Source organism: Dyella jejuensis (assembly GCF_044904675.1).
Lineage (GTDB): Bacteria > Pseudomonadota > Gammaproteobacteria > Xanthomonadales > Rhodanobacteraceae > Dyella_B > Dyella_B jejuensis.
Window position 1 is genome coordinate 213,326 of record NZ_JADIKJ010000012.1, and the last position, 26,988, is coordinate 240,313.

The window sequence follows — 26,988 nt, forward strand, 5'->3', positions numbered from 1 at the left end:
GGCTTAGTGGGCCTTCTTGTCGAGCGAGAGCGCAAGGTCGCGCTGTTTGGCGAGGTCCGCGGGTACTTCGGCGAAGGTGTAGTCGAACATCGCCGTGACGGGCTGGGTCTTGGTTTCGAGGTAAGCGTTGACCTCGTTGTCCATCCACTCGTCGCACTCGGCCTTCCAGGCTTCTTCTTTCTTGTCATCCCACACTTTCTTGGCTACCAGCCAGTTGCGCAGGCGCTTCATCGGTTCCTTGGCCCAGGCGTCCTTTACTTCCTGCTCGCCGCGGTAGCGGCGGGCGTCGTCCGCGGTGGTGTGATCGCTGAGGCGGTAGGTGACCAGCTCCAGCACGCTGCCGCCCTTGCCGGTGCGGGCGCGTTCCAGCGCATCTTCCATCGCCTTGCGCACGGCGATGATGTCGTTGCCGTCCACCTGGATCGAATACAGGCCGGCGGCAATGCCTTTCTGTGCCAGCGTCGGTGCGCCGGACTGGATCTTGCGCGGCACCGAGATCGCCCACTGGTTGTTGACGATCACGGCGACCAGCGGCAGGTTCTGCGCGCCGGCGATGTTGATGGCGCCGTAGAAGTCGCCCTTGGACGAACCGCCGTCACCGATCGTGCACACGGCGACGCGCGGTTCGTTGCGAATCTTGAACGCCAGGGCGGAACCGGCGGCGTGCAGGCACTGCGTGGCGATCGGCACCGACCAGGCGAAGTCGTGGCGCGCCGGTTCCTTCTGGTAATCGTTGCCGCGCTCGTCGCCGCCCCAGTACATGTAGACCTCGCGCGGCTGCACGCCGCGATACAGCTGCGCGCCGTATTCACGGTAGCTGGGAGCGAACACGTCTTCGGGCTTCATGGCGCTGCCAATGCCCACGTGCGCCGCCTCGTGGCCGAGACAGCTTGCATAGGTACCGAGCTTGCCAGTACGTTGCAGTGCCACGGACTTCGCGTCGAATACGCGCGTGGACATCATCAGCTTGTACAGCTCGACCATGTGATCGAGGTTTTTCGCGAACTCAGGCAGGTCGTCACGGACCTGCTTGCCTTCGGCGTCTAGATACTGCAGGTATTCGATTTCAAACTTGGCGGCGATGGACACGACTCGCTCCCGGGTGGGGTAGGAAAAAATCGGCGGGGGAGGCGCGGCCCATCCAGCGGAGCCAAGCGCACATAAGGACCCAAATGAGACCGCATTTGATAGCAGGCCGCCATGTTGCGCCGCAAGGTACACTGCAGCATGCGAGTTCGCGCGTGCGTGCTCGCCAACCGGTTAACATCAGTCTTTTTGCGGGTTTGCGGGCGCTATGGCAGATAACCAGCGGGATCTCGAGGCGGGCATCGAGCTTGACCTGAACGGCCGGATCACCTACGGCGGCTATCTGTGGCTGGACCAGTTGCTTACGGCCCAGCACCCCCTCAGCCAGCCCCCACGGCACGATGAAATGCTGTTCATCGTGCAGCACCAGGTGGCCGAGCTGTGGATGAAGCTGATCATCCATGAGCTGCGTTCGGCCATCGCGCACTTGCGTGTCGACGATGTAAATGCCTGCCTGAAGGTGCTGGCCCGCGTGAAGCAGGTGCAACGGCAGCTGTTCGAGCAGTGGGCGGTGCTGGAAACGCTGACTCCGGCGGAATATCTCGAATTCCGCGACGTGCTCGGTCCGTCTTCCGGCTTCCAGTCGCTGCAGTACCGGATGATCGAGTTCCTGCTGGGCAACAAGAACGCGCAGATGTTGCAGGTCTTCGACTACGACCCGGCGGCGCAGGCGCAACTGCGCGCGGTACTGGAAGCGCCGGGTCTCTATGATGAATTCCTGCGCTACCTTGCCCGCCACGGGCATGCGGTACCGGCGGCGCGGATCGAGCGCGATTGGAGCGAGCCCTATCGTCGCCATGACGACTTGGTGCCGGTGTTCAAGCGCATCTATGAAGGACGTGCAACGTTCTGGCCGGAATACCACATGTGCGAGCAGTTAGTGGATGTGGAGGAAAGTTTCCAGCTTTGGCGTTTCCGCCATATGAAAACGGTGGAGCGCATCATCGGACACCGGCGCGGTACCGGGGGTTCCTCCGGTGTCGCGTTCCTGAAAAAGGCGCTTGAACTGGAATTCTTTCCGGAATTGCTGGACGTGCGCACGGTGCTCGGGAGCTGATTCGCTGCCTGCACGGCCTGAGGGCTTCGCTCCATGGCAGGCCTGTGCGTGCGGCCTGCGCTGGTGTCGTGGCGAACGAAACATGTTGCGTCGCATTTGACGGCACGGTTGTGGCTGGTTACATCTGTCGAGTCCAAAGCCAAGGGGAAATTCGTGAGCCACAGTCCTGAAGCCGGCGTCGAGAACGCGCCCGACTTTCCGCAGATGCTCGGCCATCCGCGTCCGTTATGGATGCTGTTCATGACCGAATTCTGGGAACGCTTCGCGTTCTACAGCGTCAGCTGGGCGTTGGTGCTGTACATCGTGGCGCAGTTCTATCACGGCGATCCCTCCGGCCAGGCCTGGGCGAGCAAGATCTATGGCGCCTACACCGCGCTGATCTACGCGACCGGCATTTTTGGCGGCTACATCGCCGACCGGCTGATCGGCTACCAGCGTTCGATCCTGCTCGGGGCACTGGTGATGTCGGCCGGCCTGTTCACGATCATGCTGCCGAGCCAGACGGCGATGCTCTATGGGTTGGCCATGGTGGTGGTCGGCGATGGCCTGTTCAAACCGAACATTTCCTCGATGGTCGGCCAGCTGTACGGGCTCAATGATGATCGCCGCGATCGCGGCTTTACCTTGTTCTACATGGGCATCAACGCGGGCGCCTTCGTCGCGCCGTTGATCACCGGCTGGCTGGCGAGCTACTACACCGACACGCCGCTGCAGCAGAATTACCACGCGGTATTTGCGGCGGCCGGCGTAGGCATGGTGCTGAGCCTGCTCTGGTTCTGGTTCGGGCGGCGCAGCCTGCGCGGCGTGGGACGTCCCGCGCCGCAGGCCACCAGCCGCCTGCGGGTGCTCTGGGTGTTCCTCGGTGTAATCGTGGCGGTGCCGCTCGTGTACCTGGTGCTTTCCAAGATCGGGGCGATTGGCCTGCAGTGGTTGCTTGGCCTGCTGTTCGTCGCGGTCGCGGTCATGCTGATCATGGAAGCGATGCGCCACGGTACCGTCCAGGTGCAGCGGGTGATCGCCATGCTGATTATCTTTGCCTTCAACCTGCTGTTCTGGATGTTCTATTTCCAGTTCGGCACCTCGTTCAATTTCCTCGCGGAAAACCTGGTCGACCGCAAACTGTTCGGCGGCTGGGAATTTCCGGTGGGCTGGTTTCAGTCGGTAACGCCGCTGGCGATCATCGTGCTGGCGCCGGTGGTGTCGCAGGTGTGGGCGTTCCTGGGCAGGCGCCACATGGAACCGTCGATTCCGCGCAAGTTCGGCCTGGGCCTGATCTTCAACGGGCTGGGTTTCGTGGTGCTGGTGTATGCGTTGTCACGGCTGATCGATCCGCACGGCATGATTCCGTTCTGGCCGCTGACCACCTGCTACGTGCTGCAGACCGTAGGCGAGCTATGCCTGTCGCCGATTGGCTTGTCGATGGTGACCAAGCTGGCGCCGCCGCGGCTGGTGGGCCTGGCGATGGGCGGCTGGTTCCTCTCGCTGGCGGAGGGCGGCAACCTGTCGGGCCTGCTGGCCGGGCACATCAGCGGCGAAAACGGCATGACGGCGGCATCCGCGCTGAGCGGTTTCACTTTCAGCTTCTGGCTGCTGGTCGGTGCAGGCGTCGTGCTGTTGCTGGTCTCGCCGCTGATCAACCGGCTGATGCACGGAGTGCGATGAAGGGTGGGAGCACGCCCAGACAGGCGTGCTCCGCGGTCCTTCGCACAGGCAGCAGACCCTTTGGCGGGAATCTCAACGTTTCCCGCTGTCCGCCATCAATTTGTCCAGGATTCGCGTCAGCCACTGTTGTTCGTCTCCATCCAGTTTGGACAGCACTTCGCGCTCCCGCGCGCGGGCCATCGGGGCGACATCGTCATGGATGAGCCAGCCCGCTTCGGTGAGGCTCAATACGGAGCGGCGCTTGTCGCCGTCGTGGGTATCGCGATGCACGCGCCCGGCGGCGACCAGGCGGGCCAGCGCACGACTGACCGCGACTTTGTCCATGGCAGTTCGTTCAGCCACTTCGCGCGCGGACAGGCCGTGGAAACGAGCCAGCACCGCCATGACGCGCCATTCGGTCACGCTCAGGTCGTAGCGGCGCTGATAGTCGTCCGCGATCGCCTGGCTCACCGTGTTGGAAAGGATCGACAGCCGGTAGGGCAGGAAATGTTCCAGTTCCAGGGGAGCATGTTCGGCGCCGGCGGGGGCGGGCGTGCGCGGATGAGACATTGCGGCAGTGTTCCTTGCAATTAGTTTCACATGTAACTATAACGTTGGGCTTATCCCGATGGTGGCACGCTGAATTGGCCGTCGTCGTGCATTGATTACATCAGGAGAGCGCCATGAACGCCCAACCCAATCTCGGCATGCAAGTCACCACCTTCGAGAACCCCATGGGGATCGACGGCTTCGAGTTCGTCGAGTTTGCCGCGCCGGCAGGCCGTGGCGGCGAATTGCATGCGCTGTTCCAGAACATGGGTTTCACTGCCGTACTCAAGCACAAGACCCGGCCGCTCACCGTCTATCGGCAGGGCGGCGTGAATTTCCTCGTCAACGAGGATCCAGATTCCTTCGCGGCCGACTTTGCCGCCAAGCATGGTCCCTGCGCATGCGGCTTCGCCATCCGCTTCAAGAAGCCCTCCAGCGAGGTGTTGAGCACGGTGCTGGGCAATGGCGGTGAAGCGATCAGCGACAAAGCCGAAAGCAAGGCCGTGAATACGCCGGTAGTGAAGGGTATCGGCGACTGCATGCTCTATCTGGTCGACCGTTACGGCGATGCCGGCAGCGTCTACGAAGGCGACTACGCCCCGGTGCCGGGTGCGGAGCAGCACCCATCCGGTTTTGGTCTCACCTTTATCGACCACCTCACGCACAATCTCTACTTCGGCAACATGCAGAAGTGGTCCGATTACTACGAGCGCCTGTTCAACTTCCGCGAGATCCGCTACTTCGACATCAAGGGCGCGAAGACCGGCCTGGTGTCCAAGGCGATGACCGCGCCCGATGGCATCGTGCGCATTCCGCTCAATGAATCGAACGATCCGAAGAGCCAGATCAACGAATATCTCGACGCTTATCAGGGTGAAGGCATCCAGCACATAGCCTGCTTCACCGACAATATCTACGATACGGTCGAAGCGATGCGCGCCAGGGGCGTGGAATTCCTCGATACGCCGGATACGTATTTCGACGTGATCGACATGCGCATCCCCAATCATGGCGAAGACGTGCCGCGCCTGGCCAAGAACAAGATCCTGATCGACGCCGACCCGGAAACCAAGCAGCGCAAGCTGCTGCAGATTTTCACCCAGAACAACATCGGGCCGATCTTCTTCGAGATCATCCAGCGCAAGGGCAACGAAGGCTTTGGCGAAGGCAACTTCCAGGCGCTGTTCGAATCGATCGAGCGTGATCAGATGAAGCGCGGCGTGCTGTAAGGCTTTCAAAGCCCGTCTCCGGTGGAGAGGGGTTGGTGCGGGAATGAGGCTGGCCGCAAGCTTCGACAGCAATTCGCGTTGAATTTATTTCCTTGCAAGATGGGTCCCTCGCCTCGACCCTTACCCCGCGGGAATGAGAGCGTTAAAACCAGGCAAAGTGAGCTTGATGATGGAATCGAAGGGCTACCAATCCGGTTTCGGCAACGAATGTGCCAGCGAGGCCATTCCCGGCGTGTTGCCGGCTGGCCAGAATTCACCACAGCGTGTCGCGCATGGCCTCTATGCGGAACAACTTTCCGGTACCGCCTTCACTGCCCCCCGCCACTGCAATCGGCGCAGTTGGTTGTATCGCATTCGTCCGGCGGCGATGCACCGGCCGTTCGAGCCTCTCGCCCATGCCACCTTGCATAACCGCTTCGATGACATGCCGGCGACGCCGAACCAGTTGCGCTGGGATCCATGGCCGATGCCGCCGACACCGACGGATTTCGTCGATGGCCTGGTAACGCTGGCGGGCAATGGTGGACCGGCCGAACAGATTGGCTGCGGCATCCACGTTTATGTCGCGAATCGTTCGATGCAGGGCCGTTTCTTCTACAACGCCGACGGCGAATTGCTGATCGTGCCGCAGCAGGGGCGATTGCATATCGCCACCGAACTGGGCGTGCTGGAAATCAAGCCATTGCAGGTAGCGGTCATTCCCCGCGGCGTGCGCTTTCGCGTGGAATTGCCCGATGGCGAAGCGCGCGGCTATGTCGCGGAAAACTTCGGCAGCCTGCTGCGGCTGCCCGACCTTGGGCCGATTGGCGCCAATTCGATGGCCCTGCCGCGCGATTTCCTCACGCCGCATGCTGCTTACGAGGACGTGGAAGGCGACTTCGAGCTTATCGCCAAGTTCCAGGGGGCGCTGTGGTCCGCGCGCATCGATCACTCGCCGCTGGACGTGGTGGCCTGGCATGGCAATTACGCGCCTTACCAATACGATCTGACGCACTTCAATACGGTTGGCTCGATCAGCGTGGATCACCCGGATCCGTCGATCTTTACGGTGCTCACTTCGCCCAGCGATACGCCCGGCACGGCCAACCTCGACTTCGTCATCTTTCCCCCGCGCTGGCTGGTGGCCGAGCACACGTTCCGTCCACCGTATTTTCATCGCAACGTCGCCAGCGAATTCATGGGCCTGATCGAAGGCGTGTACGACGCCAAGGCCGGAGGCTTCGCGCCGGGTGGCGCCAGTTTGCACAACTGCATGAGCGGCCATGGTCCCGATGCAGCCAGTTTCGAGAAGGCGAGCGTGGCCGATGTCAGCAAGCCGGATCACCTTGCCGGCACGATGGCCTTCATGTTCGAAACGCGCCGGGTCATTCATCCGACCAGGCAGGCGCTTGAGGCGCCGCAATTGCAGCATGATTACTATCAATGCTGGCAGGGCATCGCCAAGCATTTCGATCCGAACAAGCGGTGATGCCCGCCGCCCCGTGGCGGGTAACGCATGGCTGGCGGGTTAAGGCGCTACTGAAAAATAACGTGGAGGCATACGGATCATGCCGCCACCTCGATGACATAGAGGCCGCGCATGAAGGCGGCCGACGGAGTGAAAGGCATGAAACTGGGCAGTCTCAAGGAAGGCGGTCGCGACGGTACGCTGATCGTTGTCAGCCGTGACCTGAAGCGGGCGGTCAAGGCTACGGGCATCGCGGCAACCCTGCAGGCGGCACTGGATGATTGGTCGAACGTTGCGCCGCGCTTGAATGCCTTGTCCGGTGAGCTCAATGCCAATAAAGCGGAAAATGCCTTCGCGCTGGATATGGCGGCGCTCGCCGCGCCATTGCCGCGCGCGTATGAGTTCGTCGACGGCAGCGCTTATCTGCCGCATGTCGAGCGCGTGCGCCGCGCGCGGGGCGCCGAGGTGCCCGAATCGTTCTACGTCGACCCGCTGATGTACCAGGCGACGAGTGCGGGTTTTTTGGGGCCGCGCGATGCGGTAGTGGTGCCGAGCGAGGACTACGGTATCGACCTGGAAGCGGAAGTCATCGTAGTGACCGACGACGTGCCGATGGCCGCGACCCCCGAGCAGGCCGCCGGACATATCCAGCTGATCGGCCTGGTCAACGATGTCAGCTTGCGTGGGCTGATTCCCGCCGAGCTGGCCAAGGGCTTCGGCTTCCTGCAGTCGAAGCCGCGCTCGGCCCTGTCGCCCGTGTTGGTAACGCCCGATGAGCTTGGCGATGCTTGGCGGGGCGAGAAGCTGCACTTGCCGATGCGCACCTGGCTCAACGGCCAATGGTTCGGCGAAGCGGAGTGCGGCGTCGACATGCAGTTCAGCTTCGCTCAGTTGATCGCGCACGCGGCCAAGACCCGTCCGCTGACGGCCGGCAGCATCGTCGGATCAGGCACCATTGCCAATCAAGACACCAGCAAGGGCGCGTCCTGTCTTGCCGAGCAGCGCACGGTGGAAACCCTGCGCGACGGCAAACCGGGCACACCGTTCCTGAAGTTCGGCGACACCTTGCGCATCGATATTACCGACGAGGGCGGCGCTTCGATTTTTGGCGCGATCGAGCAGGCGATTACGGCTTTGACATAAAGGCTGCGCTCCGGGCGCTAAACCAGACGGGCATCGAGGATGACGGAGCCGGCCGGCGGCGCTATCTTCGCCCGGATACGTTTCTCTCAAGCGCCAGGAGTTTTGCATGTCACAAGTCACCCTCAAGGGTCACTCGGTCGAGGTCGAGGGACAGTTGCCATCGGTGGGCGGAAAGGCGCCTGCGTTCAGCCTCGTCGCCAAGGATCTGTCCGACGCCACGCTGGCAAGCTTCGCCGGCAAGCGCAAGGTGCTGAATATCTTTCCCAGCATCGATACGCCGACGTGCGCCACCTCGGTGCGTCGTTTCAACGAGAAGGCCGGCCAACTGGATAACGCCATCGTGCTCTGCATCTCAGCCGACCTGCCGTTCGCACAGGCCCGTTTCTGTGGCGCCGAGGGCCTGAGCAACGTGGTCACGTTGTCGACCATGCGCGGGCACGACTTCCTCAAGCATTACGGTGTGGCGATCGCTTCCGGTCCATTGGCCGGTCTCGCTGCACGGGCAGTGGTGGTGCTCGACGAACACGACAAAGTGCTGCATGTCGAATTGGTGAGCGAGATCGCCGACGAGCCGGATTACGAGAAAGCGCTGCACGCGCTCAACTAGGGCCTGTTGAGGTCTTCGTGTGACCCGCGCCGGAAACGGTTTGCTCGCCAGACAAGGAAGAGCGAGGGAGTGTACGTCCGTACATGACTGAGTAATGACGCCGTCTGGCGGGCAAGCAGACCCGGCCTAACGCGAGCCAAGCGAATAGTACGAACAGGCCCTAAGCCGCCTCGTGCCGTCGTGTGCAAGCATGACGCACGAGGTTGGCGGTGCGCGCGGTATCAGTGTCGAGTGGTAGCACGATAACGGTTGTCATTCATGAGTATGGGCATCCAGCCATAACGTAGCCCGCTATTTGTCGACGGCTTTACGGTGCTGTTGATCGCGAACTCGCGCAACATGCCGGCCACTTCCGGACGTGGCACGGCATCGATGATTTGCACGTTCGCCGCGGTGCCATCGGCCCGGAAGGTTACGATGAAGTCAGCAATGCCCGCTTCGAAAGCACGCTCGTCAAGGGACGCGCCTTTATAGCGGTGTCGAGGGGATGTCGGTCGCAACTGGTCGGACATGGCGCCTTCGGCCATGCCCTGGCGAATGCGCGTGTCGTAATTGGCGATAAAGCTGTTTACGTCCGACATGATCGCGGTCATCTGGGAATCATCCACATGGTCCATGATGCGCTGGACCAGTTCTGCGGTGTAGCTTTCCCGGGATTGCCTATCGTTGCTCGGCAGCAGCGCATAGTGCGCATAGATCTGGGCCCAGTTCATCGCTTCGCGATATTGGCCCGCCGCCAGTTTCAGTTCCGCCATTTTCGCCATCGCCAACACGCTGCCGCGTATCGCGGCATTGCCGAGGTACAAACTCGCCTTTTCGGCATTCTGCTGCACGGGTGAACCGGGCGCGCGCTGGCCCATGTGGTAGAGCGAGCCGAGCATGTACAGATCGTGGGGATCGGTCAGATCGGAAGAGTGCTCCAGCGCCGCGACGGCATGCTGGCGATCGGCAAGCGGCAGATGTTGATCGAACAAGGCAGCCCATTGCGCATCGGACATGAGGCGGTGGCGTGCTGTTTCCGCCGCGGCGAGGCTGCCGCTTTCCATCGCCGAGGCGACCGGCAAATATCCATAGCAAGGGCTGAGCGCTGCTGCCAGCCAAAAAAACGCGGCATTCCTTTTCATCGCGGCAAATCCCCTCGATAGCCTGGATGTTGGCGCCAAGTATTACTTGCCCTCGCCCGAAAATAAATGCGGCCACCTAAGGTGGCCGCACGGTCGGCTAAGGAGGGCCAAGCTCAGTTGGCCGCCATCAGCGCCTTGGTCATGTCGAGCATGCGGTTGGAGAAACCCCACTCGTTGTCGTACCAGCTCAATACCTTCACCAGCGTGCCGCCCATGACGCGGGTCTGGGTGGCGTCGTAGGTTGAGGAAGCCGGGTTGTGGTTGAAATCGATCGATACCAGCGGCTTGGTGTTGACAGCCAGGATGCCTTTGAGCGCGCCGTTGGCGGCTTCGCTGATCGCAGCGTCGATTTCTTCCTTGCTGGTGTTGCGGGCGGCGACGAAGGAAAGATCGACCACCGACACATTGATGGTCGGCACGCGCATGGCGAAACCATCCAGCTTGCCGTTGAGTTCCGGTAACACCAGGCCTACCGCGGCGGCGGCACCGGTCTTGGTGGGAATTTGCGAATGGGTCGCCGAGCGGGCGCGGCGCAGATCGGAATGATAGACGTCCGTCAGTACCTGGTCGTTGGTGTAGGCGTGGATGGTGGTCATCAGGCCATGCACGATGCCGATCTTGTCGTGCAGCACCTTGGCCAGCGGCGCCAGGCAATTGGTGGTGCACGAGGCGTTGGAAATGACCTGGTGCGCGGCCGTGATCTTGTCGTCGTTCACGCCGAACACGAAGGTGCCATCCACGTCCTTGTCGCCGGGCGCGGAAATGATCACCTTCTTGGCGCCGGCGGCAAGGTGCGCGCCCGCTTTGGCCTTGGAGGTGAACAGGCCGGTGCATTCCAGCACCACATCGACGCCCAGCGCACCCCATGGCAGCTTGGAAGGATCGCGCTCGGCACAGACCTTGATGCGGTCGCCGTTGACGATCAGGTCGCCGCCGTCCACGGAGACCTCGCCGGGAAACTTCCCGTGGGCGGTGTCGTACTGGGTGAGGTGCGCGTTGGTCTCGGCATTGCCGAGGTCGTTGATCGCGACGATCTGGAACTCGTCGGTGCGACCGGCTTCATACAACGCGCGCAGGATATTGCGGCCGATGCGACCGTAACCGTTGATGGCGACCTTGATGGCCATGGGACAGCGTCCTCCAAAGGATGATGGGGCAGCAAAGCGGCGGCCACGATGGGCCGCCGAATCCCGCATTTTAGCGCGAATGGAGCCAACCCTCACCGGGGACGATTCGGACTGTCCGGCCGGGTATGGAGCAGATCCCTGCCTGCCGGTCACCGCTGCCCGGCATGGTGAACCGCATCAATGTCACAAGCGCTATGGCAAGATGCCAGCCCACTCGATCCAGGGACTTTTGCAATGCTTCCACTACGCCGCGCTGCCACCGTCTTGTTGAGCGCCACCCTGGTCATCGCGCCGGCGGCCCAGGCCTGGGGGCCGCTCGGGCATAGCGTGGTGGCCGAACTGGCGCAGCGACACCTGAGCCCTGCCGCGGAAAAAGAGGTGGAACACTTGCTGGCGCTCGATCACACCCAATCGCTGGCCGACATTGCCAGCTGGCCGGACGAGATTCGCAATGATCCCAGGCAGCAGGCGCTTTGGAAGGAAACCCGTGCGCTGCACTACATCGATTTCCGCAGCCCGGATTGCATCTACACGCCGCCGCGCGATTGCCGGGGCGGCAAGTGCGCGGTCGAAGCGATACCGCATTATATTGCCATTCTCAGCGACCGCAGCCAGTCGGATCAAACCAGACTGCAGGCGCTGAAATTCGTGGTGCACTTCATTGGCGACGTGCATCAGCCACTGCATGCCGGCTACAAAGACGATGCCGGCGGCAACACTTACCAGGTGCAGTTCGAGGGAAAAGGCACGAACCTGCATCGCGTGTGGGATTCGGGTCTGCTCGGCACGCGCGGCCTGGATTGGAAAGCCTATGCCGCGCTACTGGATTCCGAAGGCTTCGCGCCACTGCCGCCGCCGATCGCGCCGCTGGAGAACCCGGCCGCCCAGTGGGCGGAAGAATCCTGCCGGATCACGCGCGACATCTATCCCAGCGGCCACACGATCGACCAGCGCTATGTCAATGCCGAATTGCCGACGGCGGACATGCGCCTGCGCGAAGCAGGCAGGCGCTTGGCCGAAGTGCTGAATATCGCGCTGCAGAACGGCTGATGGCGAGTTTCATGCGCCGCGCGCCGCTTGGCCGGGGTGTGTGGCACATGGCATGACAGCGCGCGCCGGACATGCCGACGCGAAGCGTGCAGCCAGCGGGGTTGGTATCTGGCGAGCACGCTAAGGTTCCGGCGATCATCGAGCCCCATTTACGTCTATCCGTCCATTTCCGGGACCGACCTATTTGTGGCATGGCGGCAGGCATGTTTTTTTGCAATCGATTGCAATGCCACAAGGTTGCCGAGTTGGCGCGCAGTTCTGCTAGGCTCCGTGCACGACTGCGAAACCTCAAGCGATGACTACCGAAACCCATTCCCGCCGCACCAAAATCGTTGCCACCCTCGGGCCCGCCACCGACGCGCCTGGCATGCTCGAAAAAATACTTTCCGAAGGCGTCGACGTGGTACGCCTCAACCTGTCGCATGGTCAGTCCGACGATCACCGCGCGCGCGCGGCGGCGGTACGCAAGGCAGCCGAAAAAGTGGGGCGCGAAGTGGGGATCCTGGCGGACTTGCAGGGCCCGAAAATCCGGGTCGAGCGTTTCGCCAACGGTCCGGTCGAGCTGCGCGATGGCGATCCATTCGTGCTCGACTGCCGCGTGGATGCGCCGCCTGGCGACGCAACGCGGGTCGGCGTGAGCTACCTGGGCTTGCCCGATGACGTCAAGGCCGGAGATATCCTGTTGCTGGACGACGGCCTGGTGGCGCTGACCGTGCTTGATGTAGTGGGTGCCGAAGTGCGTTGCCAGGTATTGATCGGCGGACGGTTGTCCGATCGCAAGGGCCTGAATCGCCAGGGCGGCGGTTTGTCGGTGTCCGCGTTGTCCGATAAGGACAAGGCCGATATCAAGCTCGCTGCCGAAATCGGGGCGGATTTCCTCGCGGTGTCGTTTGTGCGTTCCGGTGCCGACATGGAGCAGGCGCGGCGCCTGCTGAAAGAGGCCGGCGGCAATGCGTCGCTGGTGGCCAAGATCGAGCGTGCGGATGCCATCCCGGTGCTTGGCGAAATCATCGATGCTTCCGATGTCGTGATGGTGGCGCGTGGCGACCTGGGCGTGGAAATCGGCGACGCCGAATTGCCGGGCCTGCAAAAAAAGATCATCCGCGAAACGGTGCAACGCAACCGCGCCGTCATTACGGCCACGCAGATGCTGCAGTCGATGGTGCGTTCGCCGATCCCGACTCGCGCCGAAGTGCTCGACGTGGCCAATGCCGTGATCGATGGCACGGATGCGGTGATGCTGTCGGAAGAATCCGCGGCCGGCGCGCATCCGGACAAGGCGGTTGCTGCGCTGCGGCGGATCTGCCTCGGCGCCGAACGTCAGTTCGAGCCCAAAGAGGACCTGGCAGCCGATGGGCACCATCTGGATCGCACGGATCAGGCCATTGCCTTGGCGGCCATGATCCTGGCGGGCGAAATCGGCGTGCGGGCGATCGTTGCCTTGACCGAATCGGGCGCTACGGCGCAGTGGCTGTCGCGCTATCGCAGCGCCGTGCCGATCTACGCGCTGTCGCCCTTCGATGACGCACGCCGCCGCATGCTGGTGCTGCGCGATGTGCAGCCCGTGAAGTTTACCCATGACACCCTCAATCCGGCGGTGTCCGCGCGCGAGGCCGTGCGGCAGTTGTTTGCCGCCGGCAAGCTGGCGGAAGGCGACCGCGTGGTGCTGACGCACGGCGATCACATCGGGCGCGGTGGCGGCACCAATACGCTCAAGCTGCTCTCGGTGGGCGCCGACGGCATGGTGGAAAGCCTGCGGGATCTGTAGATGTGCCGGCCCATGGCAGCGCTCGCATGGCCGCGGGCTGGCTTGGGCCTGTTCGCATCGCGCGTGCCTGCCATGCGGCAGCGCACGGCTGACAGACATGCAACGCCAACGCGGGCTACGCCAATAGTGCGAACAGGCCCTAGACTGGTTTCCCCCATCCTTACCGCTATACATCGGAGGTATCGCCATGCGTATGTCGATCCGTTTCGGGCAATCCCTGCTGGTGGCCGGCCTGCTGGCCGCGAGCGTGCCCGCTCTGGCCCAGCAGGCGCGCAGGGTCGCGCCGCAGCAACTACCCAATGACTGGGTGCTGCTCAACCAAGGAAGCATTTCGGTCGACGTGCCCAACAGTGGCGCGAATATCTACAAGCCCGGCTGCGTGGCGGTGACCTACACCATCGGCACCGATGGCGTGCCGATGAACCTGCAGGTGGCCAAGGTCGTGCCGGCAAGCGACCTGGGCAAGGCGGCGATAAGCGCGGTCTCCAAATTCCGCTATGGACCGTCGCTGACCAACAAGGGCGAAAATCCGGTGGCCACCTACTACGTAGTGCCGTTCAACGCTCCTGACGATAAAGCCCAGCAAGCCCAGGTCATGGCTCCATGCCAGCTGCCTGGCTACGGCCAGGGCTGACCGGCGCCGGCCTGGGCGGGTTGCTCGGGCATCGCTGCGGGCGGATGGCGCTATAATCGCGCGTTTCCAACTGTCTGCCCCGTGGGGCGGCACCCCTCTCTCTTGCGGCCGCAGCCGCCAAAGTTTTACGGAGTCGTCCAATGAGCATTGAAGATCTCGAGAGCATCGCCCTGGCGATGGTCGCGCCCGGCAAGGGCATCATCGCCATCGATGAGTCGACCAACACCATCAAGAAGCGCTTCGAGGCGGTCGGCATCGAAAACACCGAAGAGAACCGCCGCGCCTATCGGGAACTGCTGCTCACCGCGCCGAACCTCTCTGAGCATATTTCGGGTGCGATCCTGTATGACGAAACGATCCGCCAGTCCACCAAGGACGGCGTGCCGTTTACCCAGCTCATGAAGAAGAACGGCATCATCCCTGGCATCAAGGTCGACAAAGGCCCGGTGTCGCTGGCCGGCTTCCCGGGCGACGTGGTCACTGAAGGCCTGGACGGCCTGCGCGAGCGCCTGGCCGAGTACGTGAAGCTGGGCGCGCAGTTTGCCAAGTGGCGTGCCGTGATCAATATCAGCGAAGACAATCCCAGCTCCACCGCGATCGAGGCCAATTGCCACGCGCTGGCCCGTTACGCCGCGCTGTGCCAGGAAGCCGGCCTGGTGCCGATGGTCGAGCCGGAAGTGATCATGGACGGCGATCACAGCATCGAGGTCAGCTACGAGGTGCACGAAGCCGTGCTGCGCAGCCTGTTCAATGCGCTGTACGAGCAGAACGTGTTGCTGGAAGGCACCATCCTGAAGGTGAGCATGGTCATTCCGGGCAAGGAATCCGACGAGCAGGCCAGCGTCGAGGAAGTGGCCGAAGCCACGGTGCGCGTGCTGAAGACCACGGTGCCGGCTACGCTGCCGGGCGTCGTGTTCCTTTCCGGCGGCCAGACCGACGAGCAGTCCACCGCGCACCTCAATGCGATGAACCGCATGGGCCCGCATCCGTGGCCGTTGTCGTTCTCCTATGGCCGTGCCATGCAGCAGGCGGCGCTCAAGTTGTGGGCCAAGGACATGAAAGCCAATTACGGCGAAGCACAGAAAATTGTGCACGCGCGCGCCAAGGACAACGGCCTGGCTGCGCTGGGTCAATGGAAGGGCTGATCGCCCTGCGGCAACGGCATCGCCAAGAGAAAGAGCGCCGCGAGGCGCTCTTTCTTTTTGCTCATCGACTCGGCATGGCCGGGTACGGATAAGGGGGTTGAACGAAGCCTATCGATTCGCCGTTCTGAGATTCAGAAGCGGTACTCACCCGTAATCGAAACGATGCTGGTCGAACGCTTCAGATCGGTCGTTTCGCTGCCGGTCGCGGTATTCAAGATCTTGCCCGCGCCGGCGTGGTAATAGTCATAGCTCAGGCCGATACCCCAGTGCTCGTTGATATCCCAGCCCGTGCCGATGCCAGCGTAGTAGCTGTCGTGGCCGGGGCGGGTGGTGCTGAAGCTGCCGTAGTCTTCCGCCTGGGCCAGCGTGTAAGTGTGATCATAATCGTTCGCGTGGAAATAGCCGCCGCGAGCGGACAGATACCAATCCGTCGTCAGGTTGATACGGCCATTCACACCCACCAGCCAGCCATGCAGTGCGTTGGTGGCATCGGTCTGGTCGACATCATGCGAATGGAAGGCGTTCTGGACTTTGAAGTTGCCCAGGTCGGCATAGCCGGCTTCGAGGCCCAGGCCCAGGTTCTGGCCGATTTTCCAGCGATAACCGCCGACCAGGCCATAACCGGTCTTATGGTCGCGCTGGCTGTGGCTGTAACCGAAAGTGCTGCCAAAATCGCCAGCGAAGCCGCCGTTGCCGTCACTCGTGCGACCGACGTTGGCATCGATGAACCAGTTGCCCGAGCCGACTGCCTGCTCAGGCTGGTAGCCCGGAAGCGAACGATCGGTGTCCTGGGCGGCGGCGGGCAGGGCAACGAGGCCGGCGGCGGCAAACGCCACCGCGAAGAGGATCTTGCGCATGAAAACTCCTTTTAGTCTTGCTTTGTCCGACCCTCGGCCGCCAGAGAGGGGATTGCGGCCAGGGTATTAGTGGCTGCGGGGGTGCAGCGCCGGTATTAGAAAGGAAGAAGGCTGAAGGGTTTCCGTGTCGGGCGTGAAAGATTAAGGGCGTGTTAATGCCTTGGGCGTTGCACCCACGCCGCGAACCGGACGACAGACAGCCAAGTGATCGGCGACAATAGCTACTTTTGCCGCCTGTACCGGAGACACATCTGATGACTTCCCGTCGCGAACTTGCCAACGCCGTCCGCGCTTTAGCTATGGATGCCGTGCAGGCAGCCAATTCCGGCCATCCCGGCATGCCGATGGGCATGGCCGATATCGCCGAAGTCTTGTGGAATGACTTCCTGAAGTTCAATCCCGGCAACCCGAAATGGCCCAACCGCGACCGATTCGTGCTCTCCAATGGGCATGGCTCGATGCTGCAATACGCCCTGCTGCATCTGACCGGCTTCGATCTGCCGATGTCCGAGCTGAAGCGTTTCCGTCAGTTGCATTCCAAGACCCCGGGCCATCCGGAGGCCAGCGATACGCCCGGCGTGGAAACCACCACCGGCCCGCTGGGACAGGGCCTGGCCAACTCGGTGGGCTTTGCCTTGGCGGAGAAAGTGCTGGCGCAACATTTCAACCGTCCGGGCCACGCCATCGTCGACCACCATACCTATGTTTTCGCCGGCGACGGCTGCCTGATGGAGGGCATCTCGCACGAGGCCGCCTCGCTGGCCGGCACGTGGAAGCTGGGCAAGCTGATCGCGATCTACGACGACAACAACATTTCGATCGACGGTGAAGTCGAAGGCTGGTTCACCGACGATACGCCCAAGCGCTTCGAAGCCTACGGCTGGAACGTGATCCGTGGTGTCGACGGCCACAATGCCGAGGCAATCAAGCAAGCGCTCGCCGCCGCAACGGCGCAGAGCGAAAAGCCCACCCTGATCTGCTGCAAGACCATCATCGGCTTCGGCGCGCCGCACAAGCAGGGCAAGGAAGAAGTGCATGGCGCGGCACTGGGCAAGGACGAAGTGGCCGCGGCGCGTGATCAACTGGACTGGCGCTATCCCCCCTTCGAGATTCCCGCCGAGATTTACGCAGGTTGGGACGCAAAAAAAGCCGGCGCGCTTCGCGAGCAGCAATGGAACGAAGCATTCGGCGCCTACGAGGCCGCGTATCCGGAACTCGCTGCCGAATTCCGCCGTCGCACCGCCGGCGAGCTACCGGCGGATTGGGCGCAGAAGTCGCACGCCTATGTCGAAAAGATGCAGGCCGAAGGACCGGATGTCGCTTCGCGCAAGGCCTCGCAAATGGCGCTGGATGCGTTCGGCCCGCTGCTGCCGGAATTGATCGGCGGCTCGGCGGATCTGGCCGGTTCCAATCTCACCATGTGGAAGGGCAGCAAGACCATCACCGCTCCCGATGGCAACTATGTGCACTATGGCGTGCGCGAATTCGGCATGACTGCGATTGCCAACGGGCTCGCCTTGCACGGCGGGTTCATTCCCTACGATGGCACCTTCCTGGTGTTTTCCGATTACGCGCGCAACGCGGTGCGCATGAGCGCGTTGATTCCTGCGCATTCGATCCACGTCTACACGCACGATTCGATCGGTCTGGGCGAGGATGGTCCGACCCATCAACCGGTGGAGCATCTCGGTTCGTTGCGCCTGATTCCGAATAACCGCGTATGGCGTCCCTGCGACGCGGTGGAATCGGCCGTGGCCTGGAAGGAGGCGATCGAGCGCAAGGGCGCGCCTTCGTGCCTGATCTTTTCGCGCCAGACGCTCAAGCATCAGCAGCGTTCCGCGCAACAACTGACGCATATCAAGCGCGGCGGCTATGTACTCTCCGATCCGCCGGACACCAAGTTCAAGGCGATCCTGATCGCCACCGGCTCCGAAGTGGAGCTGGCGATGGAAGCCGCCCGCACGCTGGCGCAGCAGAATGTGCCGGTGCGCGTGGTATCGATGCCTTGCACCGAGGTATTCGATGCACAACCGCTGGAATATCGCGAAGGCGTGCTTCCCGGCTGGTGCCGTGCGCGCGTGGCGGTAGAAGCGGCCAGCGTCGATTTCTGGAGCAAATACGTAGGCCTGGATGGCGCCGTGGTCGGCATGACCACGTTCGGTGCTTCCGCGCCGGCACCGCAACTGTTCGAGCACTTCGGTTTCACCGTTACCCACGTGGTCGATACGGTGAAGGGCGTTATCGGATAATCATCGACAGCACCCTCTTCCCTTTCGGGGAGAGGGTGCCGGTGGGGTTCGCTTTACGCTTTAGTTGCTCGCGGCGCGTGATCCGGAACGCGCGGAACTAAGAAACGCTGGCCAGCGTCGTAAGCACGCCGAAGCTGATCGCCATCACCACTGCAACGGCGATGCAGGCGCTGCTGATTCGGATTCGACGTGCGTCAATGCGGGGAACCAAGCGCCAGAGCGCCATCACGCCGATGAGCATGGATAGCACCAGGGCGACACGGAATGGGCCGCTGGCGATCAGCGGACCGAACGGCGGGCGCGTTATGCCGACATGCGCCGCGGCGACGGCACCGATCAGCAATGTTGCCAGTGACCAGACCAGGCAGGCGAGATAGGTACGATTGAACACGACTGGCGCGCGCTCGCTCCAGCGCAACACGATCCATGCAACCATGCTCGGCGCAATGGCCGCCACGCTACTGTAGAGCACCCAGGAAATGAGGCTGCTGAGCAGCGCAAGCAGACTCGTCATGGCGTTCCCCCGAAACCGATACGATGTAGCAATTTATCCATCAACCAGGCCGGGCCGATCAGCAAATAGGCAAGATCGGTAAAAAAGCTCGGCCGCTTTCCTTCCAGAAGATGACCCGCGAACTGGCCGATCCAGGCCACCGCAAACACGGCAATAGCAAGCCAGCGCAATTGCGCTGGCCCCCACTGCTGGAACAGCCAAGCGCTGAATAGAGCAAGTGCCGCCAAGGCAATCAGCAAGGTCGCGCCCAGCCGGCGCGAGTGTTTCCAATACCAGGTGAAAGCCAGCACAATGGCCAATACAGCCCACGAGCCTGGGCGTGCCAGCGTTTGCGGAACGGGAACCGTCCACAACAACGCGATCACGCTCCACACAATCAGCGGCACGCAGATCCAATGCAGCAGGCGATTGATGGGATGCCGGTGATCATCGCTGTAGCAGTCAAGCCACTCACGCATGCTGCGCTTGGCTGGCATCAGTGCGCGGCACTTTTGGAGAACACGTTGAGCACCAGTACGCCGGCCACGATGAGGCCGATGCCTAAGATGGCGGCAACATCGAGTTTCTGCCGATACACGACCACGCCGATCAGCGCGATCAGTGCCGTGCCCGCTCCCGACCATACGGCGTAGGCGATGCCCAGCGACATGTTTTTCAAGGCCAGGCTAAGGCAATAAAACGCTACCCCGTAGCCCGCGATCACCATCACGCTGGGCAACAGTCGACTGAAGCTGTCGGATGCCTTCAAGGCGCTGGTGGCAATGACCTCGGCGAGGATGGCGAGACTGAGACTGAGCCAGGCATTCATGCGCTCAATCCAGCGTGATGCCGGCCAGCCGCTGCAGCGCTTCGGCATATTTGGCGGCGGTGCCGGCGATCACCTGCGACGGAATGTGGGGGCCGGGGGCTTTTTTGTTCCAGTCCAGCGTTTCCAGGTAGTCGCGCACGAACTGCTTGTCGTAGCTTGGCGGGCTGATGCCAAGCTGGTATTGATCGGCGGGCCAGAAGCGCGAGGAATCGGGCGTGAGCATTTCGTCCATCACGTAGAGCTTGCCGTGTTCGTCCGTGCCGAACTCGAACTTGGTATCGGCAATGATGATGCCGCGCTCGGCTGCATAGGCGGCGGCCCACTTGTAGATGGCCAGCGTGGCATCGCGCACCTGTTCGGCCAGATCCTTGCCGACGGCCGCGACGACGGCATCGAAGCTGACGTTCTCGTCGTGATCGCCTACCGCGGCCTTGGTGGACGGCGTAAAGATCGGCTCGGGCAACTGCTCGGCCTGGCGCAGGCCCGCGGGCAGGGCGATGCCGCACAGCGAACCGGTCGCCTGGTAATCCTTCCATCCCGAGCCGATCAGGTAGCCGCGTGCAATGGCTTCGACCGGCACGGGTTTCAGTCGCCGGGTCACCACTGCGCGCTTGCTGTACAACGCAGGGTCCGAGCCGGCTGGCAGCACTTCGTCCAACGGCGTGTGCAGCAAGTGGTTGGGCATGATATGCGCGGTTTTGCCGAACCAGAAGTTGGAGATCTGGGTGAGCATCTCGCCCTTGCCTGGAATCGGATCGGGCAGCACCACGTCAAAGGCGGAAAGGCGATCAGTGGCAACGATCAGCAAGCGCTGGCCGGGCAGGGCGTGGACATCGCGCACCTTGCCGCGGTGGATCAGCTCAAGGCCGGGCAGGTTCGATTGCAGCAGGGTGGTAGGCACGACGCGCTCCGATCGGTGGCAAGCGGGCTATTGTAACGGTCCGCGCCCGGGACGCTGCTAGAATCGGCCGCTTTACATCCTCTACTGCCGATGCGAACCGTACTGATTGCGGCACTCGGTTTGACCTGTGCCATGCCAGCGCTTGCCGTCGACGCGCCATCCAAGCCGGTGCGGCTGGGGCTGTGCGCAGCCTGCCATGGCGAAACCGGCATGGCGCAGATACCGGGTGCGCCGAATCTGGCAGGTCAGCGGCTGGACTACCTACGCAAGGCATTGAGGGATTACCGCGACGGGAGTCGTGACGTGCCGCTAATGCGTGCAGCTATCGGCCCACTCAGCGATGCGGACCTGGACCAGCTGGCGCGCTGGTACAGCGCGCAATCCCTCTCACCACAGGCTTTGACGCAACCATGAGCTACGCCTATACCTTCTGGTTCGCCATGGCCGGCCTGCTGCTCGGTCATGGCTTCGTCGGCATGGGCGTGGGCGCGATCGTCGGTTTCGTGCTCGACAATCTGCGTTTCAGTCAGCGGCGCAGTGCGACGCCCGAAGCTGGCGGCTACGTGTCGCCGCTGTTCGCCCTGCTAGGGGCCATCGCCAAGGCCGACGGCCGTGTATCCGAAGCGGAGATCGCCATTGCCGAACGCATGATGGCCCGCATGGGCCTGGACAACGATGCGCGGCAACAGGCCATCCAAAGCTTTAATGCGGGTAAGCAACCCGAGTTCGATGTCAGCGGGCCGATCAATGCCCTGCGCCAATGGGCCGGTCTGCGGCGTGACCATGCGTTCCCGTTGCTGGATGTGGTGATCGAGACGGTCCTGGCCGAGGGCAATCCGCCACCCGAGAAAATGGCGATCCTGCGGCAGCTGGCCTTCGCGCTGCGCGTGAGCGACATGGAGCTGATGGCCCTGATGGCCATGAAAGGCTATGTCTGGCATGGCGCCGGCGCCCGCGGGCAAGGAACGGCATGGGGTAGCGGCTATGTACCGCCGCAGCGCACGACGCAAGGCCCCGACCCCTATGCCGTACTAGGCATTGCGCGCAACGCGGATGATCGCGCGATCAAGCGGGCCTATCGCAAGTTGATTTCTGAGCACCACCCCGACCGCCTGGGCGACCTGCCCGATGACATGCGCAAGCGCGCGGAGGCTCGCGCCAGCGAGATCAACGCGGCGTATGAGCGGATCAAGGCGGAACGAGGGTTCAAGTAGAAAGCGAGCGCAACACAAAGCGGGGGCGTGCCATCGCCCATCGTGGCAACATGGCAGCCTGCGGTGAGTGTCCTGCTGCTTGCGCAGCGCCCGAGCAAACCGTCCAGGCGCGCTCTTTGCGTTCGCCATCCTTTTCCATTCTGTTCTTTAGCAAGGCTCCGACATGAGCAAGCAATCCCCGATCATCGCTCCCTCCATCCTCTCCGCCGACTTCGCGCGGCTGGGCGAGGACACCGCCAACGTACTGACCGCGGGTGGCGATTGGGTCCATTACGACGTGATGGATAACCACTACGTGCCCAACCTCACCATGGGCCCGATGGTGCTGAAGGCGTTGCGGGATTATGGGATCACCGCCGAGATCGACGTGCACCTGATGGTGAAGCCGGTGGATCGCATCGTGCCCGATTTCGCCAAGGCTGGCGCCAGCCGCATCAGTTTCCATCCGGAGGCCACCGAACATGTGGACCGTACCATTGGGCTGATCAAGGATTCGGGCTGCAAGGCTGGCCTGGTATTCAACCCGGCCACGCCGTTGAACTGGCTCGACCATGTACTGGACAAGCTCGACCTCGTATTGATCATGTCGGTGAACCCGGGCTTTGGCGGCCAGAAGTTCATTCCGGAGGCGCTGGAGAAGCTGCGTCGCGTGCGCCGGCTGATCGATGAAAGCGGTCGCCCGATCCGGCTTGAAGTGGACGGTGGCGTTACCGCCGACAACATCGCCGAGATCGCGGCGGCCGGCGCGGATACCTTTGTGGCCGGCTCGGCCATCTTCGGCGCGAGCGACTACGGCGCAGTCATCCAGCGGATGCGCGCGGCGCTCGGTTAAACCGCGAAAAAAGAAACCCGGCACAGGGGGAATCTGCACCGGGCTGGAGGGCGTCGGAAAGACGCTAGAGGAGACACCATCGACAGGCGCTTACTGCGCGTGACCGAAGGACGGGAGGCTCAGCCGCCGTATCAGTCCCGGCGAGTTCCACGGCAAATGGATTGCACGCCTGTCGAATAATCGGACCGGGTCCTTCTGAAATGGTTCCCGTCACGGGCAACTATTTTCATGAACGAAAAAAATCCCCTCCGCGATGGCAGGAGGGGAGGAACGCCGGGACAGGAATGGCCGGAAAAAGCGGTTATGCGTGGGAGTTTGCGCGAAGGTGCTGCATCGGGTGGCGCGGCCAGCAGGTTTCCTTGCCCGCTGCCGCGCCGTTTCCACGGCAACTTTGGAAGATCAACGCAAACTCAACAATACGGTCAGCAACAAAGAGCCCAGCGCCAGCACCACGCGCAGCGGTTCGAAACTACGCAGTTCGGCATTGGGGTCGACGGAGGGGTCAGCGCGCATGGATGTAGGCTCGTCTTCTGGTCTGAGACCATCAAACAACGCGCCCGGGCGTCCCTGCCGGCATCTCAAGGGCGATCGTGCGATGGAATCTGGCGGAACGCGGGCAACATTCCGATCCGGCTTGCGCAAGCGCCACCCACATAGCACGCTGCGCCCATCATCACGAGGAACCTACATGGGACGCAGCATCGCCATAGTCGAAGACGAACCGCTGATCCGCGCCAATTACGTCGAGGCCCTGAATCGGTTCGGCTATGACACCCGTGGCTATGGTTCGCGTCACGAGGCGTCCAGCGCTTTCGCGGCGCGCCTGCCCGAGCTGGTCATCATCGATATCGGCCTGGGCGACGAGCCGGAAGGCGGCTTCGACCTCTGCCGGGAACTGCGCGCGAAATCGGCCACCTTGCCGATCATCTTCCTCACCGCCCGCGATTCGGATTTCGACGTGATCTCGGGTTTGCGCCTGGGTGCCGACGATTACCTGAGCAAAGATACGAGCCTGCACCAGCTGGCCGCGCGGATCGCCGCGCTGTTCCGGCGCATCGAATCGCTGAAGGCGCCGGCTTCCAGCGAAACAGTCATTGGACATGGCCCGCTCAAGCTCGAATCCGAGCGGATGCGTATTACCTGGAACGATGCGGAGGTGCCGCTGACCGTGACAGAATTCTGGATGGTCCACACCCTGGTGCGCTTTCCCGGTCACGTGAAGAATCGCGACCAGCTCATGCGCGAGGCGGAACTGGTAGTGGACGACGCCACCATCACCTCTCATATCAAGCGCATCCGCAAGAAATTCATGGCAGTGGCTCCGCAATTCGATGCCATCGAAACGGTACACGGCGTCGGCTATCGGTGGCGCCCATGATGCGCGTGGGGCGGATGCTCGTCGTCGTCCTGTGGCTGTGCGCAGGATCGGCACTGGCGGCGTCCGCGGGCGCTGCCATCGAGGTCCATGGATCCGCGGACGGCAAGGCGCCAGCCTGGACCATCAGCAGCACCGCACCGCCTGGCTGGACCACGGACTGCTGCACCTATGCGCGGGCCATCGGCGTCAACGAAGTGCTCTACCAGGGCGAATGGACGGGCAAGCCTGACCGCGTCATGGTGCTCAACGTATGGCCATCCAAATTGCCGACGCTGGACGCGGAATTGCAGGATGACCGCAAGCATTACCTGCAGGCCGATCCAGCCGGCAAAGTCGTGGCGTTTCCAGTAAAGAATCCGCGCATGCCCTGCAGTGGCGTGCTGTATTCCGGCTCGGATCACGTCGATGACCCCGTAGTGTTTTGCGATCCCGGCGCGGCCACCGGTATCCGCTACAGCTGGTCGATGACCGTCAGCGCGGTCGATCCCTCGCGTGAATCGCTGCTCGATGCGTTCAGGCAGGTTGTCGCACATTCCCGCTATGCCAACCCTGCGCCGACTTCCAGCTCGGCCGGCAAGGCGCACTAGGTTGCCGTTCGCGCACGGCCGGAACATTGAAGCATGAGCCTGCGACAGAAACTCCTGCTCGTGGCGCTGTGTACCCTCGCCTTGCCGATCGCGGGATGGTTGTACGTGCGGCAGATGGAAAGTTTGTTGCGCCAGGGACAGGAGCAGGCCCTCACGGCGACAGCTACCGCCGTGGCGCGCAGTCTTGCCGTAATCGATGTGCCGCTTCCGCTGCCCGGCAACGGCTGGTACGTGCAACAGGCGGTCAATCCGATCACCATCGACGGGTACGGCGACGACTGGGCGCCGCTGACGCCCTGGAGCCAACCGCTCGGCACGCGCGGCAAGTTATTGCTGGCCGAAGACGACCACGGCTTCTACATCTACGTCGACGTGCGCACGGCACACCGCACACGGGCGGATAGCGGCGACGCGAATGCGCTTTCCTCCGACCACCTGATATTGGATTTGGTGCAAGGTACGCAGCATTGCCGGTATCTGCTGGCGAGCGCGGCGCCAGGGTCATTCACCGCGCAGGCGCTCGATCCGCTAGTCGCTGGCCTGCCCAGCCGGATCGTCGGACAGTGGCAGGAAGATGGCGGCGGGTACCGGGCCGAATGGCGCTTGCCGGGCGGCCTCGGGCTTACGGCGCTCGGCCTGGGCATATATACCGCTGCCGATGGCGGCGACCCGGTTGCCGCGGATGTTCGTCCGCTATGGCGCTATTCGCCGGACCTTTCGCAGGAACTGGCACGCCTGGCGCCGGAAGCGACTCGCGCACGCTTGCTGGCGCCGGCCGGCTGGCTGCTTGCGCAAAGCGGGCGCCTGACGACCTCCGGTCCGCAACCTGGCTGGTTGTCGTCAGTGATTTATCGTTCTTTGCTGGCCGATCCGCTGGAAGAAGCCGAACCATGGACCGCCGACGTACCGCGCCTGGACCTGCCGGAAGTAGGCCGCGCAAGCAAGGGTGTGCCCAGCACGGTCTGGCGCCAGGGCGAAGAGCGCGACAGTGTCGTGCTGGCCGCCGCGGTGCCGGTGGAACGCGATCACGCCGTGGTTGGCGTGCTGCTGCTCGAACAGGCGAGCCGCGCGGTGCCGCTGCTGGCCAATCGCGCCTTCTTGAGCCTGTTGATGACCAGCTTCGGGGTGATGCTGGTCGCCGGCGCGATCCTGTTGCTGTTCGCCACCCGCCTCAGTCTGCGCCTGGGCCGGCTGCGTGACGCCGTCGAGCGCGCCCAGCTTGACGATGGACGTATGGACGGCCATCTGATGCAAGGCCGCTTCCCGATGACCGAATCGGACGATGAGCTCGGCGATTTGGCCCGCAGCTTCCAGCGCTTGTTCGAGGCCGTGGGCGGTTACACCGATTACCTGCGCACACTGGCTTCCAAACTGTCGCACGAACTCAACACGCCGTTGGCGATCGTGAAGTCATCGCTGGACAATCTCGAACATGCGGAGCTGTCTGAAGAGGCCCAGCCCTACCTGGCGCGCGCTAGAGACGGCGTGGCACGCCTCGGTACGCTGGTTCGCGCGATGAGCGAGGCCAGCCGGATGGAGCGGGCGATAGCCGCCGCCGAACCGGAAGATGTCGATCTCATCGACGTGGTGCGTGGATGCGCCGAAGCCTATCGGTCGCTGGCCGGTGCGCGCCGATTGGAATGCGTACTGCCCGCCCAGCCGGTACATCTGCATGGCGCGCCGGAGCTGATTGCACAGGCGCTCGACAAGCTGTTTGACAATGCCTTGTCGTTCACGCCGGCCGATGGCTGGCTACGCTTAAGCCTGCATCCGCTCGAGGACGGCGCCGAGATCGAGTTGGCGAACCAGGGGCCGCCGCTGCCCGCGGCCATGCAGGGACGCCTGTTTGATTCGCTGGTCAGTTTGCGCGACAAGGCTATCCCCGGCGATGCGCCCCATCTCGGTCTAGGACTCTACGTGGTGCGCCTGGTCGCGGAACGCCACGGCGGCATCGCCTCCGCACGCAACCTGCAAGACGGCAGCGGCGTGGCTTTCAGCTTGCGCCTGCATGGCATGCCCAGGCAGCGTCTAGCCGGCTAGG

At 62.8% G+C, this 26,988-nt stretch carries 26 protein-coding genes; 17 read left to right on the forward strand and 9 right to left on the reverse strand.

The window, feature by feature from the left end; all coding sequences use genetic code 11:
• Positions 1–3 precede the first annotated feature (3 nt).
• Positions 4–1,089: a pyruvate dehydrogenase (acetyl-transferring) E1 component subunit alpha gene (gene pdhA, locus ISP15_RS12010; RefSeq protein ID WP_404547604.1), complete on the reverse strand. Its 1,086-nt coding sequence runs from the start codon at positions 1,087–1,089 to the stop codon at positions 4–6.
• 205 nt (positions 1,090–1,294) lie between these two features.
• On the opposite strand from pdhA, the gene ISP15_RS12015 reads away from it, so the two are divergent.
• Together ISP15_RS12015 and ISP15_RS12020 are read left to right on the forward strand one after the other, a co-directional pair.
• Positions 1,295–2,143 (forward strand): tryptophan 2,3-dioxygenase, encoded by an 849-nt coding sequence (locus ISP15_RS12015; protein ID WP_404547605.1) that lies wholly within the window; start codon positions 1,295–1,297, stop codon positions 2,141–2,143.
• Positions 2,144–2,347: 204 nt separating this feature from the next.
• Positions 2,348–3,805, forward strand: a complete 1,458-nt coding sequence (locus ISP15_RS12020) for a peptide MFS transporter (protein ID WP_404547676.1) — start codon at positions 2,348–2,350, stop codon at positions 3,803–3,805.
• Between the two features lie 72 nt (positions 3,806–3,877).
• Here the strand turns inward: ISP15_RS12020 and ISP15_RS12025 are convergent, their stop codons facing one another.
• Entirely contained in the window at positions 3,878–4,354 is a 477-nt protein-coding gene (locus tag ISP15_RS12025) for a MarR family winged helix-turn-helix transcriptional regulator (RefSeq protein ID WP_404547606.1), read from the reverse strand.
• A 113-nt stretch (positions 4,355–4,467) separates the two neighbouring features.
• On the opposite strand from ISP15_RS12025, the gene hppD reads away from it, so the two are divergent.
• The 4 genes from hppD (at position 4,468) to tpx (ending at position 8,759) form a co-directional block, all read left to right on the forward strand.
• Complete coding sequence (gene hppD / locus ISP15_RS12030) at positions 4,468–5,562, forward strand: 4-hydroxyphenylpyruvate dioxygenase (protein WP_404547607.1); 1,095 nt, start codon at positions 4,468–4,470, stop codon at positions 5,560–5,562.
• Between the two features lie 169 nt (positions 5,563–5,731).
• Positions 5,732–7,030: a homogentisate 1,2-dioxygenase gene (hmgA, locus tag ISP15_RS12035; RefSeq protein WP_404547678.1), complete on the forward strand. Its 1,299-nt coding sequence runs from the start codon at positions 5,732–5,734 to the stop codon at positions 7,028–7,030.
• A gap of 138 nt (positions 7,031–7,168) precedes the next feature.
• A complete protein-coding gene (locus tag ISP15_RS12040) occupies positions 7,169–8,152 on the forward strand; it encodes a fumarylacetoacetate hydrolase family protein (RefSeq protein WP_404547609.1) in 984 nt (327 codons plus the stop codon).
• Positions 8,153–8,258: 106 nt separating this feature from the next.
• A complete protein-coding gene (gene tpx, locus ISP15_RS12045; protein ID WP_404547611.1) occupies positions 8,259–8,759 on the forward strand; it encodes a thiol peroxidase in 501 nt (166 codons plus the stop codon).
• Between the two features lie 221 nt (positions 8,760–8,980).
• Here tpx and ISP15_RS12050 read toward each other — a convergent pair whose 3' ends face one another.
• Positions 8,981–9,883 (reverse strand): hypothetical protein, encoded by a 903-nt coding sequence (locus ISP15_RS12050; RefSeq protein WP_404547612.1) that lies wholly within the window; start codon positions 9,881–9,883, stop codon positions 8,981–8,983.
• Positions 9,884–9,996: 113 nt separating this feature from the next.
• On the reverse strand, positions 9,997–11,010 hold the full coding sequence (gap, locus tag ISP15_RS12055; protein WP_404547614.1) for a type I glyceraldehyde-3-phosphate dehydrogenase: 1,014 nt from the start codon (positions 11,008–11,010) through the stop codon (positions 9,997–9,999).
• A gap of 234 nt (positions 11,011–11,244) precedes the next feature.
• Between gap and ISP15_RS12060 the strand changes: the two genes are divergently transcribed.
• The 4 genes from ISP15_RS12060 (at position 11,245) to ISP15_RS12075 (ending at position 15,607) form a co-directional block, all read left to right on the forward strand.
• On the forward strand, positions 11,245–12,060 hold the full coding sequence (locus ISP15_RS12060) for a S1/P1 nuclease (protein WP_404547615.1): 816 nt from the start codon (positions 11,245–11,247) through the stop codon (positions 12,058–12,060).
• Between the two features lie 295 nt (positions 12,061–12,355).
• Positions 12,356–13,828, forward strand: a complete 1,473-nt coding sequence (pyk, locus tag ISP15_RS12065; protein ID WP_404547617.1) for a pyruvate kinase — start codon at positions 12,356–12,358, stop codon at positions 13,826–13,828.
• A 187-nt stretch (positions 13,829–14,015) separates the two neighbouring features.
• Entirely contained in the window at positions 14,016–14,462 is a 447-nt protein-coding gene (locus ISP15_RS12070) for an energy transducer TonB (RefSeq protein ID WP_404547618.1), read from the forward strand.
• A gap of 140 nt (positions 14,463–14,602) precedes the next feature.
• The gene (locus tag ISP15_RS12075) at positions 14,603–15,607 is read left to right on the forward strand and encodes a class I fructose-bisphosphate aldolase (RefSeq protein WP_404547620.1); all 1,005 of its coding nucleotides are present in this window, start codon (positions 14,603–14,605) and stop codon (positions 15,605–15,607) included.
• A gap of 131 nt (positions 15,608–15,738) precedes the next feature.
• Here ISP15_RS12075 and ISP15_RS12080 read toward each other — a convergent pair whose 3' ends face one another.
• Positions 15,739–16,464 (reverse strand): outer membrane protein, encoded by a 726-nt coding sequence (locus ISP15_RS12080; protein WP_404547622.1) that lies wholly within the window; start codon positions 16,462–16,464, stop codon positions 15,739–15,741.
• Positions 16,465–16,718: 254 nt separating this feature from the next.
• Here ISP15_RS12080 and tkt point away from each other — a divergent pair, with 254 nt between their 5' ends.
• Positions 16,719–18,713, forward strand: a complete 1,995-nt coding sequence (tkt, locus tag ISP15_RS12085) for a transketolase (protein ID WP_404547624.1) — start codon at positions 16,719–16,721, stop codon at positions 18,711–18,713.
• Between the two features lie 97 nt (positions 18,714–18,810).
• On the opposite strand, the gene ISP15_RS12090 is transcribed toward tkt, so the two are convergent.
• From ISP15_RS12090 to ISP15_RS12105, 4 genes are read right to left on the reverse strand one after another with little or no spacing between them, the layout of a single operon-like run.
• On the reverse strand, positions 18,811–19,227 hold the full coding sequence (locus ISP15_RS12090) for a hypothetical protein (RefSeq protein WP_404547625.1): 417 nt from the start codon (positions 19,225–19,227) through the stop codon (positions 18,811–18,813).
• Complete coding sequence (locus tag ISP15_RS12095; RefSeq protein ID WP_404547627.1) at positions 19,224–19,685, reverse strand: Mpo1 family 2-hydroxy fatty acid dioxygenase; 462 nt, start codon at positions 19,683–19,685, stop codon at positions 19,224–19,226. Before ISP15_RS12095 ends, ISP15_RS12090 begins: the two co-directional genes overlap by 4 nt.
• A 17-nt stretch (positions 19,686–19,702) precedes the next feature.
• Entirely contained in the window at positions 19,703–20,035 is a 333-nt protein-coding gene (locus tag ISP15_RS12100) for a DMT family transporter (protein ID WP_404547630.1), read from the reverse strand.
• Between the two features lie 4 nt (positions 20,036–20,039).
• Positions 20,040–20,936 (reverse strand): phosphoribosylaminoimidazolesuccinocarboxamide synthase, encoded by an 897-nt coding sequence (locus tag ISP15_RS12105; protein ID WP_404547632.1) that lies wholly within the window; start codon positions 20,934–20,936, stop codon positions 20,040–20,042.
• 90 nt (positions 20,937–21,026) lie between these two features.
• Here ISP15_RS12105 and ISP15_RS12110 point away from each other — a divergent pair, with 90 nt between their 5' ends.
• The 6 genes from ISP15_RS12110 (at position 21,027) to ISP15_RS12135 (ending at position 26,987) form a co-directional block, all read left to right on the forward strand.
• Positions 21,027–21,350: a c-type cytochrome gene (locus ISP15_RS12110; RefSeq protein ID WP_404547634.1), complete on the forward strand. Its 324-nt coding sequence runs from the start codon at positions 21,027–21,029 to the stop codon at positions 21,348–21,350.
• A complete protein-coding gene (djlA, locus tag ISP15_RS12115) occupies positions 21,347–22,150 on the forward strand; it encodes a co-chaperone DjlA (protein WP_404547636.1) in 804 nt (267 codons plus the stop codon). The genes ISP15_RS12110 and djlA overlap by 4 nt, the downstream gene beginning before the upstream one ends.
• A gap of 163 nt (positions 22,151–22,313) precedes the next feature.
• A complete protein-coding gene (gene rpe / locus ISP15_RS12120; RefSeq protein WP_404547639.1) occupies positions 22,314–22,982 on the forward strand; it encodes a ribulose-phosphate 3-epimerase in 669 nt (222 codons plus the stop codon).
• Positions 22,983–23,670: 688 nt separating this feature from the next.
• Entirely contained in the window at positions 23,671–24,360 is a 690-nt protein-coding gene (gene pdsR / locus ISP15_RS12125) for a proteobacterial dedicated sortase system response regulator (protein WP_404547641.1), read from the forward strand.
• A 14-nt stretch (positions 24,361–24,374) separates the two neighbouring features.
• Positions 24,375–24,947 carry a hypothetical protein gene (locus tag ISP15_RS12130; RefSeq protein WP_404547643.1) on the forward strand — a complete coding sequence of 191 codons (573 nt, stop codon included), beginning with the start codon at positions 24,375–24,377 and terminating at the stop codon, positions 24,945–24,947.
• Between the two features lie 33 nt (positions 24,948–24,980).
• Positions 24,981–26,987 carry an ATP-binding protein gene (locus ISP15_RS12135; protein WP_404547644.1) on the forward strand — a complete coding sequence of 669 codons (2,007 nt, stop codon included), beginning with the start codon at positions 24,981–24,983 and terminating at the stop codon, positions 26,985–26,987.
• Position 26,988: the final 1 nt, after the last annotated feature.

Excerpts from the sequence above, each read along its gene's own strand:
- ISP15_RS12060 (WP_404547615.1), top strand. The coding sequence starts at position 11,245 with ATGCTTCCACTACGCCGCGCTGCCACCGTCTTGTTGAGCGCCACCCTG.
- pyk (WP_404547617.1), top strand. The coding sequence starts at position 12,356 with ATGACTACCGAAACCCATTCCCGCCGCACCAAAATCGTTGCCACCCTC.
- hmgA (WP_404547678.1), top strand. The coding sequence starts at position 5,732 with ATGGAATCGAAGGGCTACCAATCCGGTTTCGGCAACGAATGTGCCAGC.
- ISP15_RS12095 (WP_404547627.1), bottom strand. The coding sequence starts at position 19,685 with ATGCGTGAGTGGCTTGACTGCTACAGCGATGATCACCGGCATCCCATC.
- ISP15_RS12040 (WP_404547609.1), top strand. The coding sequence starts at position 7,169 with ATGAAACTGGGCAGTCTCAAGGAAGGCGGTCGCGACGGTACGCTGATC.
- ISP15_RS12070 (WP_404547618.1), top strand. The coding sequence starts at position 14,016 with ATGCGTATGTCGATCCGTTTCGGGCAATCCCTGCTGGTGGCCGGCCTG.
- ISP15_RS12110 (WP_404547634.1), top strand. The coding sequence starts at position 21,027 with ATGCGAACCGTACTGATTGCGGCACTCGGTTTGACCTGTGCCATGCCA.
- tkt (WP_404547624.1), top strand. The coding sequence starts at position 16,719 with ATGACTTCCCGTCGCGAACTTGCCAACGCCGTCCGCGCTTTAGCTATG.
- ISP15_RS12135 (WP_404547644.1), top strand. The coding sequence starts at position 24,981 with ATGAGCCTGCGACAGAAACTCCTGCTCGTGGCGCTGTGTACCCTCGCC.
- pdsR (WP_404547641.1), top strand. The coding sequence starts at position 23,671 with ATGGGACGCAGCATCGCCATAGTCGAAGACGAACCGCTGATCCGCGCC.
- ISP15_RS12130 (WP_404547643.1), top strand. The coding sequence starts at position 24,375 with ATGCTCGTCGTCGTCCTGTGGCTGTGCGCAGGATCGGCACTGGCGGCG.
- ISP15_RS12050 (WP_404547612.1), bottom strand. The coding sequence starts at position 9,883 with ATGAAAAGGAATGCCGCGTTTTTTTGGCTGGCAGCAGCGCTCAGCCCT.
- gap (WP_404547614.1), bottom strand. The coding sequence starts at position 11,010 with ATGGCCATCAAGGTCGCCATCAACGGTTACGGTCGCATCGGCCGCAAT.
- tpx (WP_404547611.1), top strand. The coding sequence starts at position 8,259 with ATGTCACAAGTCACCCTCAAGGGTCACTCGGTCGAGGTCGAGGGACAG.
- ISP15_RS12025 (WP_404547606.1), bottom strand. The coding sequence starts at position 4,354 with ATGTCTCATCCGCGCACGCCCGCCCCCGCCGGCGCCGAACATGCTCCC.
- djlA (WP_404547636.1), top strand. The coding sequence starts at position 21,347 with ATGAGCTACGCCTATACCTTCTGGTTCGCCATGGCCGGCCTGCTGCTC.
- hppD (WP_404547607.1), top strand. The coding sequence starts at position 4,468 with ATGAACGCCCAACCCAATCTCGGCATGCAAGTCACCACCTTCGAGAAC.
- ISP15_RS12020 (WP_404547676.1), top strand. The coding sequence starts at position 2,348 with ATGCTCGGCCATCCGCGTCCGTTATGGATGCTGTTCATGACCGAATTC.
- rpe (WP_404547639.1), top strand. The coding sequence starts at position 22,314 with ATGAGCAAGCAATCCCCGATCATCGCTCCCTCCATCCTCTCCGCCGAC.
- ISP15_RS12015 (WP_404547605.1), top strand. The coding sequence starts at position 1,295 with ATGGCAGATAACCAGCGGGATCTCGAGGCGGGCATCGAGCTTGACCTG.
- ISP15_RS12090 (WP_404547625.1), bottom strand. The coding sequence starts at position 19,227 with ATGACGAGTCTGCTTGCGCTGCTCAGCAGCCTCATTTCCTGGGTGCTC.
- ISP15_RS12100 (WP_404547630.1), bottom strand. The coding sequence starts at position 20,035 with ATGAATGCCTGGCTCAGTCTCAGTCTCGCCATCCTCGCCGAGGTCATT.
- ISP15_RS12080 (WP_404547622.1), bottom strand. The coding sequence starts at position 16,464 with ATGCGCAAGATCCTCTTCGCGGTGGCGTTTGCCGCCGCCGGCCTCGTT.
- ISP15_RS12075 (WP_404547620.1), top strand. The coding sequence starts at position 14,603 with ATGAGCATTGAAGATCTCGAGAGCATCGCCCTGGCGATGGTCGCGCCC.